This is a genomic window from Allobosea sp. OK403, assembly GCF_900113835.1.
Taxonomy (GTDB): domain Bacteria; phylum Pseudomonadota; class Alphaproteobacteria; order Rhizobiales; family Beijerinckiaceae; genus Allobosea.
This window is the reverse complement of record NZ_FOQV01000008.1, coordinates 80562-98392: the sequence shown is the minus strand read 5'-3', so window position 1 is coordinate 98392 and position 17831 is coordinate 80562. Positions and strand designations below refer to the sequence as shown.

Below are 17831 nucleotides of genomic sequence, written 5' to 3'. Positions count from 1 at the left end.
AAAATCGCGCGCCTCGTCACAAGGCAGCAGCTCTGCTTTTGGCGAAATAGTCCCGACCGCCCAGCTTGAAAAGACCCCGATGATCGAGACGCCCGTCTTTGGCGCCAGTGCCGCCGCAGCACCCCACCATCTCGCCTCCGAGGCCGGACGCGCCGTGCTGGCCGAGGGCGGCAACGCGATCGAGGCGATGGTCGCCATGGCCGCGACGATCGCGGTGGTCTACCCGCATATGAACGCGATCGGCGGTGACGGCTTCTGGCTGGTGCATGAGCCCGGCGGCAAGGGCCGGGTTCATGCGATCGAGGCCTGCGGCCCGGCCGGCGCGCTGGCGACGATCGAGCGCTATCGCGAGATGGGCCATGACACGATCCCCGCGCGCGGACCCGATGCCGCCGTGACGGTCGCCGGCGCGATCGGCGGCTGGCAGACGGCTCTGGAGCTCTCCAGGAGCCTGGGCGGCAGGATGCCGCTCAAGGATCTGCTCAGCAATGCGATCGCCCATTGCGATGCAGGTTATGCGATCTCGGATTCGGAGCTGCGCACCTGGCCCCAGCAGGTCGAGGCGGCCAAGCTCGCGCCCGGCTTCAGCGAATTCTTCTGGCCGGGCGGCGAGCAGCCCAAGGCGGGCGCGCGCCGCAAGCCCGAGGCGCTCGGCGCCACCTTCAAGCATCTCGCCGATGCCGGCCTCGACGATTTCTACCGCGGCGACATCGGCCGCGAGATCGGCGCCGACCTTGCGGCGATGGACGCGCCTGTGACGCGCCAGGACATGGCTGCCTTCAAGGCGCGCCTCGTCCAGCCGCTCGCGATCCAATTGCCGGGTCTGGCCGTCTACAACTTCCCGCCGCCGACACAGGGGCTCGCCTCGCTCCTGATCCTCGGCATCTTCGAGAAGCTCGGCATCGAACGGGCCGAAGGCTTCGACCATCATCACGGCCTGGTCGAGGCAACCAAGCGCGCCTTCGCCATCCGCGACCGCTATGTCACCGACCCGGCGCATCTGCAGATCGATCCCGCGAGCCTCCTCAGCGACGCCGTCTTCGCCCGCGAGGCCGCCGCGATCGACCGCAAGCGCGCCGCAAGCTGGCCGTTCAAATCAGGCGACGGCGACACCGTCTGGATGGGCGCGATCGACGCGTCGGGCATGGCGGTGTCCTATATCCAGTCGATCTATTGGGAATACGGCTCGGGCTGCATCCTGCCCAGGACCGGCGTGAACTGGCAGAACCGCGGCGTCTCCTTCTCGCTCGACAAGCGCGCGCTGAACCCGCTCGCGCCCAGCCGCAAGCCGTTCCATACGCTCAACCCTGCCTTCGCGCGCTTTGCCGACGGGCGTATCGTCTCCTATGGCGCGATGGGCGGCGACGGTCAGCCGCAATTCCAGGCGCAGATCCTGACGCGCTACCGCTTCGGTCAGAACCCGGCGGCCGCCGTCGATGCGCCGCGCTGGCTCTTCGGCCGCAGCTGGGGGGCGGGCTCGCTCTCGCTGAAGCTGGAGAGCCGCTTCGATCCGATGCTGCTCGCCAGGCTGGCCGCCGCCGGCCACCCGGTCGAGGAATACAGCGAAGCCTATTCCGATCAGTTCGGCCATGCCGGCATGCTGGTGAAGCATCCCAAGGGCCATGTCGAAGCCACCCACGATCCACGTTCAGACGGCGACGCAAGAGGACTTTGACGCCTATGCCTACCGACGACCCTTTCCGCTGCTTCATTCCCTATCCGGATGCGCCGGTGAAGAACGCCGCCTTCGGCCCGCTCGCCGGGCTGACGCTGGCGGTGAAAGACCTGTTCGACGTCAAGGGCTATCCGACCGGGGCGGGCTCGCCGACCGTGCTGGCCCAGTCCGGCATCAAGACCAGGACCGCGCCGATCGTGAAGACGCTGCTCGATGCCGGAGCCCGCTTCGTCGGCAAGACCCATACCGACGAACTCGCCTTTTCGCTCAACGGCAAGAACGCCCATTTCGGCGCACCGATCAATCCATCCGCGCCCGATCGCATCACCGGCGGCTCGTCCTCGGGCTCGATGGCGGCTGTCGCCGGCCGCCTCGCCGATATCGCTATTGGTTCCGATACCGGCGGCTCGGTGCGTGCGCCGGCAAGCTATGGCGGTCTCTTCGGCATCCGTCCGAGCCATGGCCGGCTCTCACTCAAGCATGCCTGGCCGCTGGCACAGAGCCTGGACACGCCGGGCTGGTTCGCCCGCGACGGCGAAACCTTCGCCCGCGTCGCTGAGGTCGTCTTCGGCAAGGATCGCGTCAGTCTGCCCGAGATCCCGCGCATGCTGCTGGCAGACGACATGTTCTCCCAGGCGGTGCCGGACGCCGAGAACATCCTGCGCAATGTCGTCCAGCGCGCCGTGCCCGCGCTCGGCCAGCCCGAAAGCATCAAGGTCGCGCGCGATCTCGACGCGCTCTATTGGGCCTTCCGCTGGGTGCAGGGCCGCGAGGCCTGGATCGCCGATGGGCCGATGATCGAGCGCTTCGCGCCGCCGCTCGGACCAGGCGTCGCCGAACGCTTCGCCTTCTCGAAATCCGTGACGGACGCCGAATACGCCAAGGCCGAGACCACCCGGAAGAACTTCCGCGCCAAGCTCGCGCGCTGGCTTGGGCGGGATGGCGTGCTGATCCTGCCGACCGTGCCCGACATCGCCCCGCTCGTCAGCGCACAGGAGCCTGAGCTCGACGATTTCCGCAACCGGGCGCTGCGGCTGCTCTGCCTTGCCGGGCTGTCGGGCTTTCCGCAGGTGACGATGCCGGTGGCGCAGCGCGAGGGCGCACCGCTCGGCCTGTCGCTGATCGGGCCGAAGGGCTCGGACAAATCCCTTATCGCCTTCGCCGTGAAATTCGAGCGGGCGGCACGGATCCGGATCGCATGAGGAGGCGGCCATGAGCGGTCATCATCACCACCACGACCACGATCATGATCACGACAACCACTTCACCCCGATCGAAGCGCGGGTGAAGGCGCTGGAAACGCTGATGGTCGCCAAGGGCTATGTCGACCCGGCCGCGCTCGACGCGATCATCGACACCTATGAGACCAAGATCGGCCCGCGCAACGGCGCCCGCGTCGTCGCCAGGGCCTGGAGCGACCCGGCCTTCGCCGCAAGGCTGAAGGCGGACGGCTCGGCGGCAGTCGCCGAGCTCGGCTATGGCGGGCGTGGCGGCGAGCACATCGTCGCGGTGTTCAACACGCCTGAGGAACACAACCTCATCGTCTGCACGCTGTGCTCCTGCTACCCATGGCCAGTGCTCGGCCTGCCGCCAGTCTGGTACAAATGCCCGCCCTATCGCTCCAAGGCGGTGATCGATCCGCGCGGCGTGCTTGCCGATTTCGGCGTCACGCTTCCGCAAGGCCAGAGCATCCGCGTCTGGGATTCGACCGCCGAGACGCGCTTCATCGTCATCCCGATGCGCCCAGTCGGCACCGAGGGCTGGTCGGAAGAGAAGCTGGCTTCGATCGTCAGCCGCGATTCGATGATCGGCACGGGGTTGGCCGTCGTGGAGGCCCAGTCATGAATGGCGGGCAGGATCTCGGCGGCCAGATGGGTTTTGGCCCGGTCAGGCCCGAGCCGAACGAGCCGATCTTCCATGGCGACTGGGAAAAGCGCGTGCTGGCGCTCAACGTCGCCGCCGGCGCGATGGGCCAATGGAGCATCGACGAAAGCCGGCATGCCCGCGAGAGCATTCCCCCAGCCGACTATCTCTCCTTCTCCTATTACCAGATCTGGCTCGCGGGCTTGCAGAACCTGCTGCTGCAGCATGGCTTCGTCACATCGGACGAGCTTATCGAGGGCAAGCCGTCCGCGCCGCCAAGGCCGCCCAAGCGCGTATTGAAGGGCGAGGACGTCGCTGCCGTGCTGCGGCGCGGTTTTCCCTATGCGCGCGAAGCGCAGGCGCCGGCAAGATTCAGCGTCGGCGACAGCGTGCGCACCATCGTGATCCATCCGCAGCACCATACCCGCCTGCCGCGCTATGCCCGGGGCAAGCTCGGGGTGATCGAGCGCGTCAGCGGCTGCCATGTCTTCCCCGACACCGGGGCGCAGGGCCAGCCCGAGACGGCGCAATGGCTCTACACCGTGGTCTTCACCGGCCCGGAACTGTGGGGCCGCGACGCCGACCCGACCACGCGCGTCAGCATCGAGGCCTGGGAGAGCTATCTTGAGCCAGCCTGATCTCGCCGCCGCGCTGGCAGCCGATACGCCGATCCCGCGCGATGCCGACGGCCCGGTCTTCGCCGAGCCCTGGCAGGCGCAGGCCTTTGCGCTCGTCGTGGCGCTGCAGAACAAGGGCGTTTTCACCGCCGATGAATGGGCCCAGGCGCTGGGCGCCGAAATCGCCGAGGCGGTGGCGGAAGGCGGCTGCCGCGACGGCTCGGATTACTATGAGCGCTGGTGCGAGGCGCTGGAACACCTGCTCATCGACAAGGGCCTGACCTCGCATGCGGGTGTCGATGCGCTTGCTGCCTCCTGGGCGCGCGCGGCGGAGGCGACGCCGCATGGCAAGCCGATCGTGCTGGAGAACGATCCGGAGCGGGAGCGGTAGCGGCTACGGCTCTTAAAGCGGAGGGCCGCTGACGAGCCGGACTCTGCTTCGTCAGAACTCTTCCCACCCCGCATCGCTGGCGCGCGCGCTTGCGACCTTCTTGGCGGGCATCGGAGCCGATCGCGGGGCGATCGCTGCCGCGGCAGGCCTGGCGCTCTGGCCGAAGGCGGCCTCAGCGAGCTTGCGCAGGCGCGCGGGCTCGGAAGCCGGTTCACGAGCCTGGGCAGTGCTCGCCCTGGCAGCCGGGCGCGACGCCGGGGCATAGCTTGCCGATGAGGCGGTCGCGCCCTCAGGCCCCGTCCTGAAGGCGGCGACGAGGTCGTTGAGCTGGACGATGCGGCCCGAGAGCGAACCGGCCGAGGCTGCGCTCTGTTCGGCAAGCGCCGCATTGGCCTGCGTCATCTCGTCGAGATGGGCGACGGCCTGGCTCATCTCGTCGATGCCGTTGGCCTGTTCGCCGGAGGCCGCCGAGATCTCGGCGATGGTGGCCGCAACCTTTTGCGAGGCGGCGAGAATCTGGGTCAGGGCGTCGCCGGCCTGGCGCACCAGCGTGACGCCGGCACCGACCTCGGCATTGGACGAGGAGATCAGGCCCGAAATGTCCTTGGCGGCAGCGCCCGAACGCTGCGCCAGTGTGCGCACTTCTGACGCGACCACGGCAAAGCCCTTGCCGGCATCGCCGGCGCGCGCCGCTTCCACCGCCGCATTCAGCGCCAGCAGATTGGTCTGGAAGGCGATGTCGTCGATCACCCGGATGATGTCGGAGATCTTCTGCGAGGCGCTCTCGATGCGCGCCATTGCAGCGACCGCCTCAGTCGCGATGGTGCCGCCCGACTGCGCCGCCTGCATCGCTTCGGTTGCGATCGCGGCGGCCTGCCTGGAGGCCTGGGCCGAGGCCTTCACCGAGGCTGCGAGCTCTTCGGTCGTCGCCGCGGTCTCCTCCAGCGAGCTCGCCTGCTCTTCCGTGCGCTTCGACAGATCATCGGCGCCCATGGTGATCTCGCGCGCCGCCAGGCCGACATCGGCAGAGGTCGTCTGGATCGTGCGCACCGTCGAGGACAGCCGGTCGACCGTCTCGTTGATCGCGCCCTTGAGCTCGGCGAATTTGCCGCGATAGGCGGTCTCGATCCGGGCGGTCAGATCCCCGCCCGCCACCGCCTGCAGGGCGGCCGCGAACTCGGATGTGGCGCTGTCAACCACCGCATTGATCTCGTTGATGCCCGCGACGAGCTTCTGCATCTGCTCGTCTGCATGCTCGATCTCGAGCCGCGCCGAGAAATCCCCCGACGCCGCAGCCGCGACAACCTCGCCGACATCCGTCACCACAGCTTCCATCGACTGCGCCCGCGCCAGGCGAGCGGCGGAGGCGATACGCTCCTGCTCTTCCAGAGCCCGGACCTTGACCAGATTTTCGCGATAGGCCTCAAGCGCGTTGCCAAGCGCCCCGACTTCGTCGGGACAGGGCGCGGCGGGAACGGCCTCGTCGATGTCGCCGGCCTGCATGCGCGCAAGCGCGACATTCATGCCGGTCAGCGGGTTCGCGATGCGCTTCTGGATACCGCGCCAGCTTGCTGCGCAGAGAGTCAGCAGCGCGACAAGCAGACCGGCAATCAGGGCCAGCCGGGTCAGGGCGTGATTGCTCTGCGCCGTGGTCGTCGATCGCATCTCGTCCAGCGATTGGCCGACCGCGCCAACGATGGCATTGAACGGCCCGTTGCATAGTGCGGTCCAGTCCTCGGCGCCGATGACGGCACCTGCGCCCTGGCCCAGTTTGCCGACGAGCTGGTCCATCGCCTGGTTTGCAGTGGCGACTTCGCCGGTCGCAACGCCGACCTTGCGCGCAAGCTCGGGCGAGATGCCGGCGCGCGTAGCGAGTTGCCCCAACTGGGTCTGCGCCGCATTGCTCGCGCCGCGCAATTCGCCGAACTGTTTCCATTGTTGCGGGGTGAGTGCCTGGCCCGAGCCCAGCGGCGCACGCAGCAATGAGCATTGCGTGCCGTAGTTCGAGCGCAAGGCCCAGGCGGTGGACTTGAATGTCTGAAGTTCCGCAAGCGCAGGATCGGCCAAGCGAACGGCGAGCGACGCCGCATCGGAGGCTTTGGTCAGCGCGGTCTCGATGGCGCCGACGGCATTGTACCAGGGCATGGTCGCAGCCAGGCTGCGCTGCGCCCGCGGCTTTGCCGCCTCGGCATCCAGATCGGGAATCTTGCCCTGCATGGCCTTTTCAGCCTGCAAAATGGCCGCCGAATATGTCGAGCGTTCCGCCAGATCGACGGCCTCAAGCTTCGCCACGGCTGTCGCGATCTGGCTTCGCGATGTCTCCACGATCGAACGAACCGTCGCGCCGGCATCGTCATTGGCCTGCAGGCTGGTCTGGGCCTTGCCGCGATCGGAGCGAACTGCATTGCCCGTGAGCAGCAAGGCGCGATCCGCCTCGACCAGGCCGGCCAGCCGGTGGCTTGCGCGCATGTCGGTGACCGCATCATAGGCGAGATAGCCGAGCGTACCGAGGCCAGGCAGGCAGACAGCCGCCATGGTCGCCAGGAGGTACTGCCGAATGGAACTCGGGAAGATCATCACAGCGCCTGGAACAGGGTTCAGCCCGGCAGCGATTGCGGCCAGCACCATAGGTTTGACGAGAATGCTGCGAATTCGGTTAATATTGCCTCAAATGGGTGGAGATGGTTGGCGTAGTGACGCTCAAGCTCCGGCGCTCCAAGGGCTCAGCCGCAATGCGCTCCCAACTCCCCGCCCCCGCGGCATGGCGGCGGCAACACGCTTGCCGCCTTCTCGCAGCGCGCTGCGGAGGCAACGCCTCACGGGCCACCAATCGCATTGGAGCGATGATCCGAAGCGATTAGGATAGCGCGATCTACTGGCAAAGCGGAGGGCAGCCAGCGATCCTGTCGCCGACACTGCGAGTACTCGGCTTCTGCACCTGCAGATTTGCCGAGGTAATGGGTTCGTTCAGAGACAAAACCCGCCACACGGTCTCTTACGAAGAGGTAGGCCTTGCGCGCGGGCTTCCCTACCGCCAATTTCTGCAAATGACGAAGTACAAAGTCCTACTCATCATCGTCCTGACTCTGATCGTTATTGAGATCGGTCTCCTTGCCTATTTCGCCGACAAAGTATGTCACATCCCGCGTTACAGGGAAGCGCTTCAGATCGGTCGAGCCGCAGGGTGTTTCGAGTTCTGGGCGAATCGGTATCAATCCGCTTGGGCCGGATTCGTCGGTGCGGGCGCAGCTTTAGCCGCAGCATGGGTTGCCTGGTCAGCAATACAGAAGCAGATTAAGCAGCAAGAGCGTGCCACTAAGATTTCCGAAATATCATACTGGCAGCAGCGTGGCGATCAATCCGCCGCCGCGTTGGCAAATATAGATCGAATATTAATTCATATCGGAGCCTTACAGATTGAAATTGGCGAGATTAAGAACACAAAAAATACGCACATTGCAATAATTCAATCCCTCAGATTAAAAGGGTATTTCCCATTCCCGTTTGTAAATGCCTTCTCCGTTGGCGACGGCGGTCAATCATATAACGATTTTTGTCATCGAATTGAACGTTTATACGATTCGGCTCGAAGCACGGGAGAGGAAACACTGATCCGCATCGATCGAAATATACAGTCATCGTTCTCGCACATTCCGGCGCTTCTGCTGGATGTTGAAAAATCAAGGGAGATGCACGAGCAGACAGTAGCCCGAGCGAAGCGAACACTAGCAAAACTCGATGAAATAACCGCCTAATATCCTCGTTTTGTGCCACTCTGTCATTGCGCGGAGCGAGGTCGGCATCGCCCCAAAACTACCGCAACACCCACGCCTAACTCCCCGCCCCTGCCGCCCAAAGCCCGAAGAACAGCGCCGCGCCCAGCACGGCGACAAAGCCCGCTGCCAGAAGCTCCAGCCCGGCGATCAATCTGGCGCTGCGCAAGGTGCCGCCGCCGGCAAATCTGAGCGCCGCGAATTTGAAGAACACGGCAAGCGCGGCGAGCGCTCCCGTCGTCAGCGCCGTGCCGAGCGCCATGGCGAAGGCCGCAGCGATGCCGGCCCAGAGCAGGCCTTGCGAGGCCGAGAAGACCAGGATGATCAGCGCCCCCGCGCAAGGGCGCAGGCCCGCCGCGAAGACCACGCCCGCCATCTCGCGCCAGCTCTTGAGACGCGAGATCTCCTCGGGACCGGGCATATGAACATGGTCGCAGGTCGGATCATGCGCCTGTGCGCCGTGGCCGAGCGCCAGCAGCGCCCCAGCCTTGCGCCAGAGCACGAAGAGGCCGACGAGCGCGACCAGCGCGAAGCTCGCCTGCTCGACCATGTCGGCCGCAGTGGTCATGGTTTGCGCCGTCGCCCTTAAGGCCAGCGTCAGCGTACCGACGAGCGCGATGGCGACGAGCGCCTGCAGGATCGCCGCCGCGAAACTCAGGCCCAGCCCGCGCCGCAGGCTGCGGTTGTCGGCGACGATATAGCCCGAGATCACCGCCTTGCCATGGCCGGGGCCGGCGGCGTGGAAGACGCCATAGCCGAAGGCCAGCGCCATCAGGCTCCAGAGCGCGGCCGGGCTCTGATGGATCGCCTTCAGAGCCGCCGTCAATTCGCGGTAGAAGGAGGATTGCCAGGCCAGCAGCAACCCGCCGATTCCGGTCGTCGAGGGTAGCGCTTCACGCGGCATCGCGCCGCCAAACGGATTGCGCGGCGGCGGGGGCGGCACCGGGCTCAGGCTCGTGACGAAATGCGCCAGCAGCGCCAGGACGCCGGCGACGAGCGCCAGGGTGACCGCAACGACGATCAGGCGGCGCGACAGTGCCGGCCAGGCAAGCGGGGTCGATTGCGACGGGGTCAGGGACATGACGGGATCAAGGACATGACGCGATCAAGGACATGCGACCAGCGCGCGGGTCGTCACCTCGAAGCCGCTCATATCCGGCGTGGCGGTGATGTCCTCCTGCGCCAGCTTGAGCTGGGTAGCCGCATCGAGCTTGGGCGGGCGCGCGACCCGCACGACGCAGCCCTTGGGCGCATCCCGCGTGATCACCGCGTCGGGCGCATCGACGATGTCGAAGGCGACGAAATAGGTCGGATCGCCGATCTCCAGCCCAAGCGAGCGGACCGATTTGACCGGCGTCTTCAGCGGCAGGGTGTAGGTCAAGGTCAGGATCTTGTTCTCGAAGGAAAGGCTGGCCTCGGTCGGCTCCCCGAATTCCTGCGCCTTGCCATTGGCCTTGGCGGTGGTGAAGAAGCCGACCTCGGGCAGCGACTCCATATTGACCTTGGCGAGGTCGACCAGTTCGTCGGGCGTCAGCTTGCCGTCGCCGTTCTTGTCGAGCCCTTGCGTGATATAGGCGGAATAGGCTTCGTCGAAGCTCCAGATGTGCTTCAGCGCCGTCACCGCCCCGTCGGGGCCGAAGACGATCTCGGCGCGCGCCGAGACGAAGACATGCGGATGCGCGCTGGCCGGGGTGGACAGGATGGCCCACCAACCCAGGGCCGCGAGCAAGGCAGCGGTGATGGCGCGGCGCTTCAAGGGGCGGCTCCTTCGCGTGAGGCGCGAAACCTGGCGGATCATGGTTAACCTATTATGAACACGCCGCTTGCCGGTGGTTTGCGTCGCAACCAGCTTTCCCCTGCAAACTGGGCCAAATCGCGGCGCAGCATCAGTCCTCGCGCAAAGGCTGGAACAATCCCAATCCGAATTGACCACGGCGCGTCATTATGTCAGCCTTACTGACATATTCAAGAGTTGGGCGATGCCCGGCTTGGAGGCTGGATCAACCGGCCCCATAGTCTGGAAACGGGACGATCTGGGGAGGTCGGCCATGGCCGAGACACAGCGGAACTCCGGCTCTGTCGCCAAGGCGGCGACCAGCCTGCGCGAAGTCGCGCTCGACGACAAATACGACCTGTCCAAGCAAGAGATCTTCCTGACCGGCACGCAGGCGATCGCGCGCATGCTGATGGTCCAGCGCGAGCGCGACAGGCTTGCCGACCTCAACACCGCAGGCTTCGTCTCCGGCTATCGCGGCTCGCCGCTCGGCGGCCTCGACCAGCAGCTTTCGCGCGCCGGCAAGCAGCTCAAGGCGGCAAACATCGTCTTCCAGCCCGGGCTGAACGAGGACCTCGCCGCCACGGCCGTCTGGGGCACGCAGCAGGCGGAGCTCCAGGGCGAGGGTCGATATGACGGCGTCTTCGCGCTCTGGTACGGCAAGGGTCCCGGCGTCGATCGCACCGGCGACGTCTTCCGCCACGGCAACATGGCCGGCACCTCACCCCATGGCGGCGTGATCTGCCTGATGGGCGACGACCACACGGCCGAGTCCTCGACCAACGCCCACCAGACCGAATTCGTCCTCGTCGACCGGATGATGCCGATCCTGAACCCCGCCGGCGTGCAGGAGATCATGGATTATTCCCTGCATGGCCTCGCGCTCTCGCGCTTCGCCTCGGTCTGGGTCGGCATCAAATGCGTCAAGGACAACATCGAATCGACGGCGTCCGTCGATGGCGCGATCGACCGCGTGACGATCACCCTCCCCGATGATTTCGTGATGCCGCCGGGCGGCCTGAGTATTCGCCGCGAGCTCGATTTCCTCGACCAGGAGAAGCGCCTGCACATCCATAAGCGCGCTGCGATCCTGGCTTATCTGCGCGCCAACAAGCTCAACCAAACCATCACCTCCGGCGGCAAGACCCCGCGCATCGGCATTATCACCGTCGGCAAATCCTATCTCGACGTGCGCCAAGCGTTTGAGGATCTCGGCATCGACGAGGTCCGAGCGAACGATCTCGGCATCCGCCTGTTCAAGGTCGCTTGCCCCTGGCCACTCGACCCCTCCGAACTCAAGAGTTTCGCCGCCGGGCTCGACCTTGTCATGGTCGTTGAGGAAAAGCGCTCGCTGATCGAGGTCCAGCTCCGCGAGGAGCTTTACGGCTCGGAAGCCCAGCCCATGGTGATCGGCAAGAAGGACGAGGCCGGCGAATGGCTGTTCCCGGTCCATGGTGCGCTCGACCCCAACGATGTCGCGATCGCGCTCGGGGCAAGGCTGCTGCAGTATCAGGACGATTCCGTTCTGCGCGCGCGCTTGGAGGAGATCGCGAAAGCGCAAGGACGGCTCGCCGAGGCGCAAGAGGTCGCCAAGCGCACGCCCTATTACTGCTCGGGCTGCCCGCATAACAGCTCGACCGTGGTGCCCGAGGGCTCGCGCGCCTATGCCGGCATCGGCTGCCACTACATGGTGCAGTGGATGGACCGCTCCACCACCGGCTTCACCCAGATGGGCGGCGAGGGCGCGAACTGGATCGGCGAAGCGCCCTTCTCCACCCGCAACCACGTCTTCCAGAATCTGGGCGACGGCACCTACACCCATTCCGGCTCGCTCGCGATCCGCTGGGCCGTCGCGGCTGGCGTCAACATCACCTACAAATTGCTCTATAACGACGCGGTCGCGATGACCGGCGGCCAGCAGGCTGAAGGGCATCTCTCGCCCGACCAGATGGCGCGCCAGATCGCCGGCGAAGGCGTCCAGCGCATCGCGATCGTCAGCGATGATCCCGACAAATACCCGCCCGGAACGGTCTGGCCGCCCGGCACGACCTTTCACCACCGCGACGATCTTGACGCCGTCCAGCGCGAGCTACGGCAGGTACCGGGCGTCTCGCTGCTGCTCTACGACCAGACCTGCGCCACCGAGAAGCGCCGCCGCCGCAAGCGCGGCACCTATCCCGACCCCGACAAGCGCGTCATCGTCAACGAACTGGTCTGCGAGGGCTGCGGCGATTGCGGCGTTCAGTCGAACTGCGTCTCGGTGCAGCCACTGGAAACCGAATTCGGCCGCAAGCGCCAGATCGACCAGTCCAACTGCAACAAGGATTTCTCCTGCGTGAAGGGCTTTTGCCCGTCCTTCGTCACCGTGCATGGCGCGCGGCCCAAAAAGGCCGAACCGCGCAAGCTCGACACCGGCGCGCTCGGCGCAGGCGACATCCCCGAACCGCAACTGCCAACCCTCGACAAGAGCTTCGCGGTGATCGTCACCGGCGTCGGCGGCACCGGCGTGGTCACCATCGGCGCGATCCTCGGCATGGCGGCCCATCTCGAGGGCAAGGGCTGCGGCATGATCGACATGGCCGGCCTCGCCCAGAAGGGCGGCGCGGTCTTCAGCCACGTCAAGCTCGCCCCGACGCCCGACGACATCCACGCCATCCGCGTCTCGGCCGGGCAGGCCGACCTCGTGCTCGGCTGCGACCTCACCGTCACCGGCTCGAAGAAAGTACTCGGCGCGATCAAGCCGACAGCGGCGACCGTCGTCGTCAACACGGCCGAGAGCCTGCCGGGCGATTTTACCCGCAATGCCGATTTCTCGCTGCCGATCGAGCGCATCAAGCGCTCGATCCTCTCGGCCTCGGGCCGCGACCAGACCCATTTCGTCGATGCGACCGCCGCGGCCGTCGCCTTTCTCGGCAATGCCATCGCCGCCAACATGTTCATGCTCGGCTACGCCTGGCAGTTCGGCAGCGTGCCCCTATCGCGCGTGGCGCTTTTGCGGGCGATCGAGCTCAATGGCGAAGCCGTGCCGATGAACAAGCAGGCCTTCGAGCTCGGCCGCCGCGCCGCGCATGATCCCGCTGCGCTGGTCGCCTCCCTGTCGGAGGCCAAGGCTCCGACGCAGGCCCGGCATATCTCGGCTTCGCTCGACGAGATCATCGCTCGGCGCGTGAGCTACCTCACCGCCTATCAGAACGCGGCCTATGCCGCCCGCTATCGCGAACTCGTCAATCGCGTGCAGGCGAAGGAAGCCGAAATTCTGCCGGGCCAGCACGCCCTGACCGAAACCGTCGCGCGCTATCTCTTCAAGCTGATGGCCTATAAGGACGAATACGAGGTCGCCCGGCTCTATGCCGACGGCTCGTTCCAGCGTCAGGTCGAGGCGACCTTCGAGCCGACCAGCGCGTCGGGCCAAAAGCTGCGCTACGAGTTCAACCTGGCTCCGCCGCTGCTAGCCAGGCGCGATCCCGTCACCGGTATTCCCCGCAAGATCAGCTTCGGCCCCTGGATGATGTCGGCCTTCGGCCTGTTGGCAAAGCTCAAGGGCCTGCGCGGCACGGCCTTCGACATCTTCGGCTATAGCGAGGAGCGCCGGACCGAGCGCGCACTGATCGGCGCCTATGAGACGCAGATCGGCGAAATCCTGGCGAAGCTCTCGCCCCAAAACCACGCGCTCTGCATCGCGCTGGCCGCGACGCCTGAAAAGATCCGCGGCTTCGGCCATGTCAAGGAACGGCACCTCAAGGCGGCGAAGGCCGAAGAGGCGCAGTTGCTGGCAAAGCTGCGCGACGGCTCTGCCGCCGCATTGGCGATGCCGAAGGCGGCGGAATAGGGCGCGGTGTCCGTTTTTTGCTCGCGTGGAGATCGGAGGATGCGCACGGCGGCATCGAAAAGCTCGGAGAACCCCTCTCCCGTAAGGAGAGGGGCAGGGGTGAGGTGTAGGCCCCTGGACCAGTTGCGTGACGACTTTACCGTCATTGCGAGCGCAGCGAAGCAATCTAGGAGGGCTCGCTCTACGTCCCCTGGATTGCTTCGCTGCGCTCGCAATGACGATCGAGCAGCAGTGAGGTCACAATCAAAGCGTCAAACGGCCGACCCCTCACCCTGCCCTCTCCCTACGGGAGAGGGTTCCCCGCGCCAGCTGAACGTCGGATAGAGGAGCCTCCCCTCCGGACAGGAAGGGTAGAGGGCCGCGGGGAAAAGGATTCCCCGCGTATCTTTCGTCCAGCTTGAGTCCGGACGCGGCAACAGCTCATACTGACCGCACAAGCTCCCACCTAGGATCGCCCCGCCCTTGATCCCTCCCGAAGACCTCCGCCGCATCGCCGCCTGGTCGCGCGACCTGACGGAGGCGGAATTCGAGGAGGCGCGGCGCGGCGTCAGCCTCAAGCTCTACGGCAAGGGCGCCTATATCTGCCATGTCGGTGACAGGCTTGAATCCTGGACCGGCGTCGCCGAGGGGCTGGTCAAGATGTCGACCACTTCCAAGACCGGCAAAGCCGCGACGCTGGCGGGTATGCGCGCCGGCGCCTGGTTCGGCGAGGGCACGGTGATCAAGGCCGAACCCCGCCGCTACGAGCTTGTCGCCCTGCGCGAGACCAGGCTCGCCTTGATGCGGCGCTCGACCTTCCTCTGGCTGTTCGAGCACAGCGCGGCCTTCAACCGCTTCCTGGTGCATCAGTTCAACGAGCGTCTCGCCCAGTTCATCGCCATCGCCGAGACCGAGCGCACCCTCGATTCGACCGGACGCCTGGCGCGCAATCTCGCCTGGCTGTTCAACCCGATCCTTTATCCCGATCTCGACCGGACGCTGGCGATCTCGCAGGAGGAGCTCGGCCTGCTCGCTGGCATGTCGCGCCAGATCGCCAATCAGGGCCTGGCAAAGCTCGAGAGCCTAGGATTGCTGGAGGTCGGCCATGGCTCGGTGACGATCTTGGATCTGGAGCGGCTGGCGCGATACGAGGGGTAGGGCGAGCCCATCAACGGCAGCTTTCGATCCTTCGCGGACCTGCAAAGCGGATTGAATAGCGGCCCGGAGGCCCACCTTCATCATGGCCAGACAGGTGCGCCGTCCAGCCCCGCGGTTTCCGGCAGGCCGCAGATCAGGTTCGCATTCTGCATCGCCTGGCCGGCCGCCCCCTTGCCGAGATTGTCGACCACCCCCATCGCGATCACCAAATTGCGTTCCGGATCGGCCGCATAGCTGACGAATGCGAGGTTCGAGCCGGTAGCCCATTTGGTCTGCGGCGGCTTGTCGGTCACACGGATGAACGCCCGCCCGGCATAGAAGCGCCGGGCCGCTTCCAGGCACTGCTCCGTGGTGGCGCGGCCGCGGCAGTAGATGGTGGCGAGTACGCCGCGGGTCATCGGCACCAGATGTGGCGTGAAGACCAGCCCGGCTGCGCTGCCACTGCTCAGCCGCTCGATCGTCCTGGCCATCTCGGGCATATGGACATGCTTGAGCAGACCGTAAGGCACCAGGTTCTCGTTGCTCTCGGCGTAGCCGAACTTGCTGTCGCCGCCGCCCCGGCCGGCACCGGAGATGCCGGTCTTCGCGTCGATCACGATGTTGCCAGGCTCGATCAGCCCGTTGGCCAGCAGCGGCGCCAATGCGTTCAGCGTCGCGGCGGGGAAGCAGCCGGGGTTGGCAATGCGGGTCTGACCCTCGATCTCGGCTGGCCAGACGTCGGCCAGGCCGTATGTCCAACCCTCGACATAGCGGTGGTCGCCGCCGATATCGACGATCTTCACATCCTTGGGGATGCGCGCCAGCGCCTCGGCCGAGGCGCCCGTGGGCAGTGACGCGAACAGCAGGTCGAGCTTCGGCAGGGTCGCAGGGTCCCATTTCTCGATCACCAGTTCGGCCAGCTTGGCCGGCACACCGGGGAAGCGGTCCACCAGACGGCTGCCGGCGCTGCCCTCGCCTGCGGCGTAGACCAGCTCGAAAGAGGGGTGGCTTGCGACCAGGCGCAGCGCCTCGCCGCCGCCAAAACCGCTGATCCCGACAATGCCGACGCGAATGCTCATGGTGGTGTCCTTCCGGGGTTCGGGCAAAAGAAAACCCCCGAAGCCGGGGGCTGCGGGGGTTCAGGAACGCGGGCCGGGGCCGCTCCGGGGGTGGACCTACAATGAGGCCGTCACCACGCAGAAGGACGCTGATCGACGCGCAGCCGGAAGAGCCGCCGCTTGGATGCAGGGGCGTCGGCGTCGGCCACAAAGATTCTGGTTCCTGAGCATGTCTTGCGAAACTGTCGCGACCTATATTCATCGTCAAGCGGAATGTCCGCTGACCCCTCATCGCGGACCTCCAAGCTCCTTGAGATGCTCAATGCTCGCCGCTAGAGCATTTTCGAGCGAAGTGGACACCGGTTCGCGTGAAGAAAATGCGATAAAACAAATAGTTAGAGTATTTTCGCGATTCGAAGAAACGCGGAAATGCTCTAGAGGCGATCAGTAGCCAGCACCGGTACAGCTCGACCGATCGCGCTACGAATCGCCGCCCGGCCAGTAGAAGCAGAGCAGTTCGCCGGCATCGTTGATGCACAGATGCCAATGCCCATCCGGCGAGGAGCGTGCTTTCTGATAGGGGATTTCGAGGATGAGGGGCTCGCGGCGCTCCGTCGGCCACATCGGATGGCGCCCCGGCGCGATCGTCACGACGAAGCCGGATGAGGTCTCCCGGACGGCGCCGGCATCGATCTGCGCGCAATCGGCACCCGAGCAGCACTCGAAGGGGTAGTCCCAACCACTGGCAGCCTGATGCGAGCGCGTCTCGGTCGCTCCGGTGGCCAGCACCACCGCCAGGCTGATCGCGGCAAGAACACGCATTCACCTACCCCCGCAACGAGCTTCCGTCCCGAAGGCGGCGGATGCAAGGCGGTCAGGGCGTCAGCGCGCCGCCCTGCGCGGACCGGACAAGTTTCTTCGGCAAAGGACCGTCTTCGGGTGCCACGAGAGGCCTGAAACTCGGGCTGTTCGCCGACTGTCCCGGCAGGTGGTCAATCAGGGTCTGGCGACATTCGCCAGCCTCGGCCTGCTCAAGATCGGCCAGGGCAGCGTCACGATTTTGGGCCTGGAGAGGCTGGCGCGCTACGAGGGGTGAGCGGCTCAAATTCTATCACTGCGAGCCCGCCTCAAAACTCCTACCTCCCTTTTATCAGGTATCGATCGACGGAGTGCGCGCCTCCGCAATATCGTCTAAATCCGGGTAGAGTTCGAATATATGGGCAAGATAGTCCGTATCGAGCGTGCCAATCGCCACCCCTGCCGTCCGGTGCATGCTTTTCATCAAGGCTTCAGGAAACTGGCCCTGTATCAGCTGCAAGCTGGAACTGATGTGCTTGATGGCTTCCAAAACGTGATCTCGAGCCAGTTCAGCCACTTCTCGAGTTACCATGGCACCTCCGACCTATTCACACAGGGAAAATTGAGCAGCGCGATGAACCTCAACCATGCAACGGCATAGCCGAGACGGCTTGTGGTGCGATGCCTATTGACCGACGCGGAGTGGGCTCTGGCGAGCTCAATATCCCTTGCGCATCCAGCCTGAGCATCGAGAGCAATCACTCATCCGAAGCTCCCTCGCACACGCGCCCAAGACAATAGCGACCAAATGCCAAGTTGTCTGTCAAGCCCCCCCTTGCAAAGATATGGGGTGGCTGCGAGGCTCACATCAAGAACAAGGGCTAAAACGGCCAAAACGAAGGTCGCTGCCATGTACGGCGGCCGGACAGGGTGGAGA

The 17831-nt window shown here is 65.5% G+C and carries 14 protein-coding genes; 8 read left to right on the top strand and 6 right to left on the bottom strand.

The window, feature by feature from the left end:
* Nucleotides 1-79 precede the first annotated feature (79 nt).
* Genes BMZ97_RS22625 through BMZ97_RS22605 form a run of 5 tightly spaced genes read left to right on the top strand, consistent with a single transcriptional unit; the run spans nt 80 to nt 4546 of the window.
* Nucleotides 80-1675 carry a gamma-glutamyltransferase family protein gene (locus BMZ97_RS22625; protein ID WP_092175006.1) on the top strand — a complete coding sequence of 532 codons (1596 nt, stop codon included), beginning with the start codon at nt 80-82 and terminating at the stop codon, nt 1673-1675.
* A 5-nt stretch (nt 1676-1680) separates the two neighbouring features.
* Entirely contained in the window at nt 1681-2877 is a 1197-nt protein-coding gene (locus BMZ97_RS22620) for an amidase (RefSeq protein ID WP_092175002.1), read from the top strand.
* 10 nt (nt 2878-2887) lie between these two features.
* Complete coding sequence (nthA, locus tag BMZ97_RS22615) at nt 2888-3520, top strand: nitrile hydratase subunit alpha (protein WP_092175000.1); 633 nt, start codon at nt 2888-2890, stop codon at nt 3518-3520.
* Complete coding sequence (gene nthB / locus BMZ97_RS22610; RefSeq protein ID WP_092174997.1) at nt 3517-4176, top strand: nitrile hydratase subunit beta; 660 nt, start codon at nt 3517-3519, stop codon at nt 4174-4176. Before nthA ends, nthB begins: the two co-directional genes overlap by 4 nt.
* Nucleotides 4163-4546 (top strand): nitrile hydratase accessory protein, encoded by a 384-nt coding sequence (locus tag BMZ97_RS22605; protein ID WP_092174993.1) that lies wholly within the window; start codon nt 4163-4165, stop codon nt 4544-4546. Before nthB ends, BMZ97_RS22605 begins: the two co-directional genes overlap by 14 nt.
* A gap of 51 nt (nt 4547-4597) precedes the next feature.
* On the opposite strand, the gene BMZ97_RS22600 is transcribed toward BMZ97_RS22605, so the two are convergent.
* Entirely contained in the window at nt 4598-7123 is a 2526-nt protein-coding gene (locus BMZ97_RS22600; RefSeq protein WP_175525678.1) for a methyl-accepting chemotaxis protein, read from the bottom strand.
* A 380-nt stretch (nt 7124-7503) separates the two neighbouring features.
* Between BMZ97_RS22600 and BMZ97_RS22595 the strand changes: the two genes are divergently transcribed.
* Entirely contained in the window at nt 7504-8301 is a 798-nt protein-coding gene (locus BMZ97_RS22595; RefSeq protein WP_092174987.1) for a hypothetical protein, read from the top strand.
* A gap of 76 nt (nt 8302-8377) precedes the next feature.
* Here BMZ97_RS22595 and BMZ97_RS22590 read toward each other — a convergent pair whose 3' ends face one another.
* Both BMZ97_RS22590 and BMZ97_RS22585 read right to left on the bottom strand, forming a co-directional pair.
* On the bottom strand, nt 8378-9400 hold the full coding sequence (locus BMZ97_RS22590) for a nickel/cobalt transporter (RefSeq protein ID WP_092174984.1): 1023 nt from the start codon (nt 9398-9400) through the stop codon (nt 8378-8380).
* A 24-nt stretch (nt 9401-9424) separates the two neighbouring features.
* Nucleotides 9425-10075 (bottom strand): DUF1007 family protein, encoded by a 651-nt coding sequence (locus BMZ97_RS22585; protein WP_175525677.1) that lies wholly within the window; start codon nt 10073-10075, stop codon nt 9425-9427.
* 292 nt (nt 10076-10367) lie between these two features.
* Here BMZ97_RS22585 and BMZ97_RS22580 point away from each other — a divergent pair, with 292 nt between their 5' ends.
* Together BMZ97_RS22580 and BMZ97_RS22575 are read left to right on the top strand one after the other, a co-directional pair.
* Nucleotides 10368-13922, top strand: coding sequence for an indolepyruvate ferredoxin oxidoreductase family protein (locus tag BMZ97_RS22580; RefSeq protein WP_092174979.1), 3555 nt, complete (start codon nt 10368-10370; stop codon nt 13920-13922).
* Nucleotides 13923-14384: 462 nt separating this feature from the next.
* On the top strand, nt 14385-15059 hold the full coding sequence (locus tag BMZ97_RS22575) for a Crp/Fnr family transcriptional regulator (RefSeq protein WP_092174977.1): 675 nt from the start codon (nt 14385-14387) through the stop codon (nt 15057-15059).
* A gap of 80 nt (nt 15060-15139) precedes the next feature.
* Here BMZ97_RS22575 and argC read toward each other — a convergent pair whose 3' ends face one another.
* From argC to BMZ97_RS22560, 3 genes are all read right to left on the bottom strand, one after another.
* The gene (gene argC, locus BMZ97_RS22570) at nt 15140-16117 is read right to left on the bottom strand and encodes an N-acetyl-gamma-glutamyl-phosphate reductase (protein WP_092174974.1); all 978 of its coding nucleotides are present in this window, start codon (nt 16115-16117) and stop codon (nt 15140-15142) included.
* A 459-nt stretch (nt 16118-16576) separates the two neighbouring features.
* Complete coding sequence (locus BMZ97_RS22565; RefSeq protein ID WP_092174972.1) at nt 16577-16918, bottom strand: hypothetical protein; 342 nt, start codon at nt 16916-16918, stop codon at nt 16577-16579.
* Between the two features lie 328 nt (nt 16919-17246).
* The gene (locus BMZ97_RS22560) at nt 17247-17486 is read right to left on the bottom strand and encodes a hypothetical protein (RefSeq protein ID WP_139221289.1); all 240 of its coding nucleotides are present in this window, start codon (nt 17484-17486) and stop codon (nt 17247-17249) included.
* Nucleotides 17487-17831: the final 345 nt, after the last annotated feature.

What these genes read in the sequence shown, in the direction of transcription:
- BMZ97_RS22625 (WP_092175006.1), top strand. Translation starts at nt 80, where the DNA reads ATGATCGAGACGCCCGTCTTTGGCGCCAGTGCCGCCGCAGCACCCCAC.
- BMZ97_RS22620 (WP_092175002.1), top strand. Translation starts at nt 1,681, where the DNA reads ATGCCTACCGACGACCCTTTCCGCTGCTTCATTCCCTATCCGGATGCG.
- nthA (WP_092175000.1), top strand. Translation starts at nt 2,888, where the DNA reads ATGAGCGGTCATCATCACCACCACGACCACGATCATGATCACGACAAC.
- nthB (WP_092174997.1), top strand. Translation starts at nt 3,517, where the DNA reads ATGAATGGCGGGCAGGATCTCGGCGGCCAGATGGGTTTTGGCCCGGTC.
- BMZ97_RS22600 (WP_175525678.1), bottom strand. Translation starts at nt 7,123, where the DNA reads ATGATCTTCCCGAGTTCCATTCGGCAGTACCTCCTGGCGACCATGGCG.
- BMZ97_RS22595 (WP_092174987.1), top strand. Translation starts at nt 7,504, where the DNA reads ATGGGTTCGTTCAGAGACAAAACCCGCCACACGGTCTCTTACGAAGAG.
- BMZ97_RS22590 (WP_092174984.1), bottom strand. Translation starts at nt 9,400, where the DNA reads ATGTCCCTGACCCCGTCGCAATCGACCCCGCTTGCCTGGCCGGCACTG.
- BMZ97_RS22580 (WP_092174979.1), top strand. Translation starts at nt 10,368, where the DNA reads ATGGCCGAGACACAGCGGAACTCCGGCTCTGTCGCCAAGGCGGCGACC.
- argC (WP_092174974.1), bottom strand. Translation starts at nt 16,117, where the DNA reads ATGAGCATTCGCGTCGGCATTGTCGGGATCAGCGGTTTTGGCGGCGGC.
- BMZ97_RS22565 (WP_092174972.1), bottom strand. Translation starts at nt 16,918, where the DNA reads ATGCGTGTTCTTGCCGCGATCAGCCTGGCGGTGGTGCTGGCCACCGGA.
- BMZ97_RS22560 (WP_139221289.1), bottom strand. Translation starts at nt 17,486, where the DNA reads ATGGTAACTCGAGAAGTGGCTGAACTGGCTCGAGATCACGTTTTGGAA.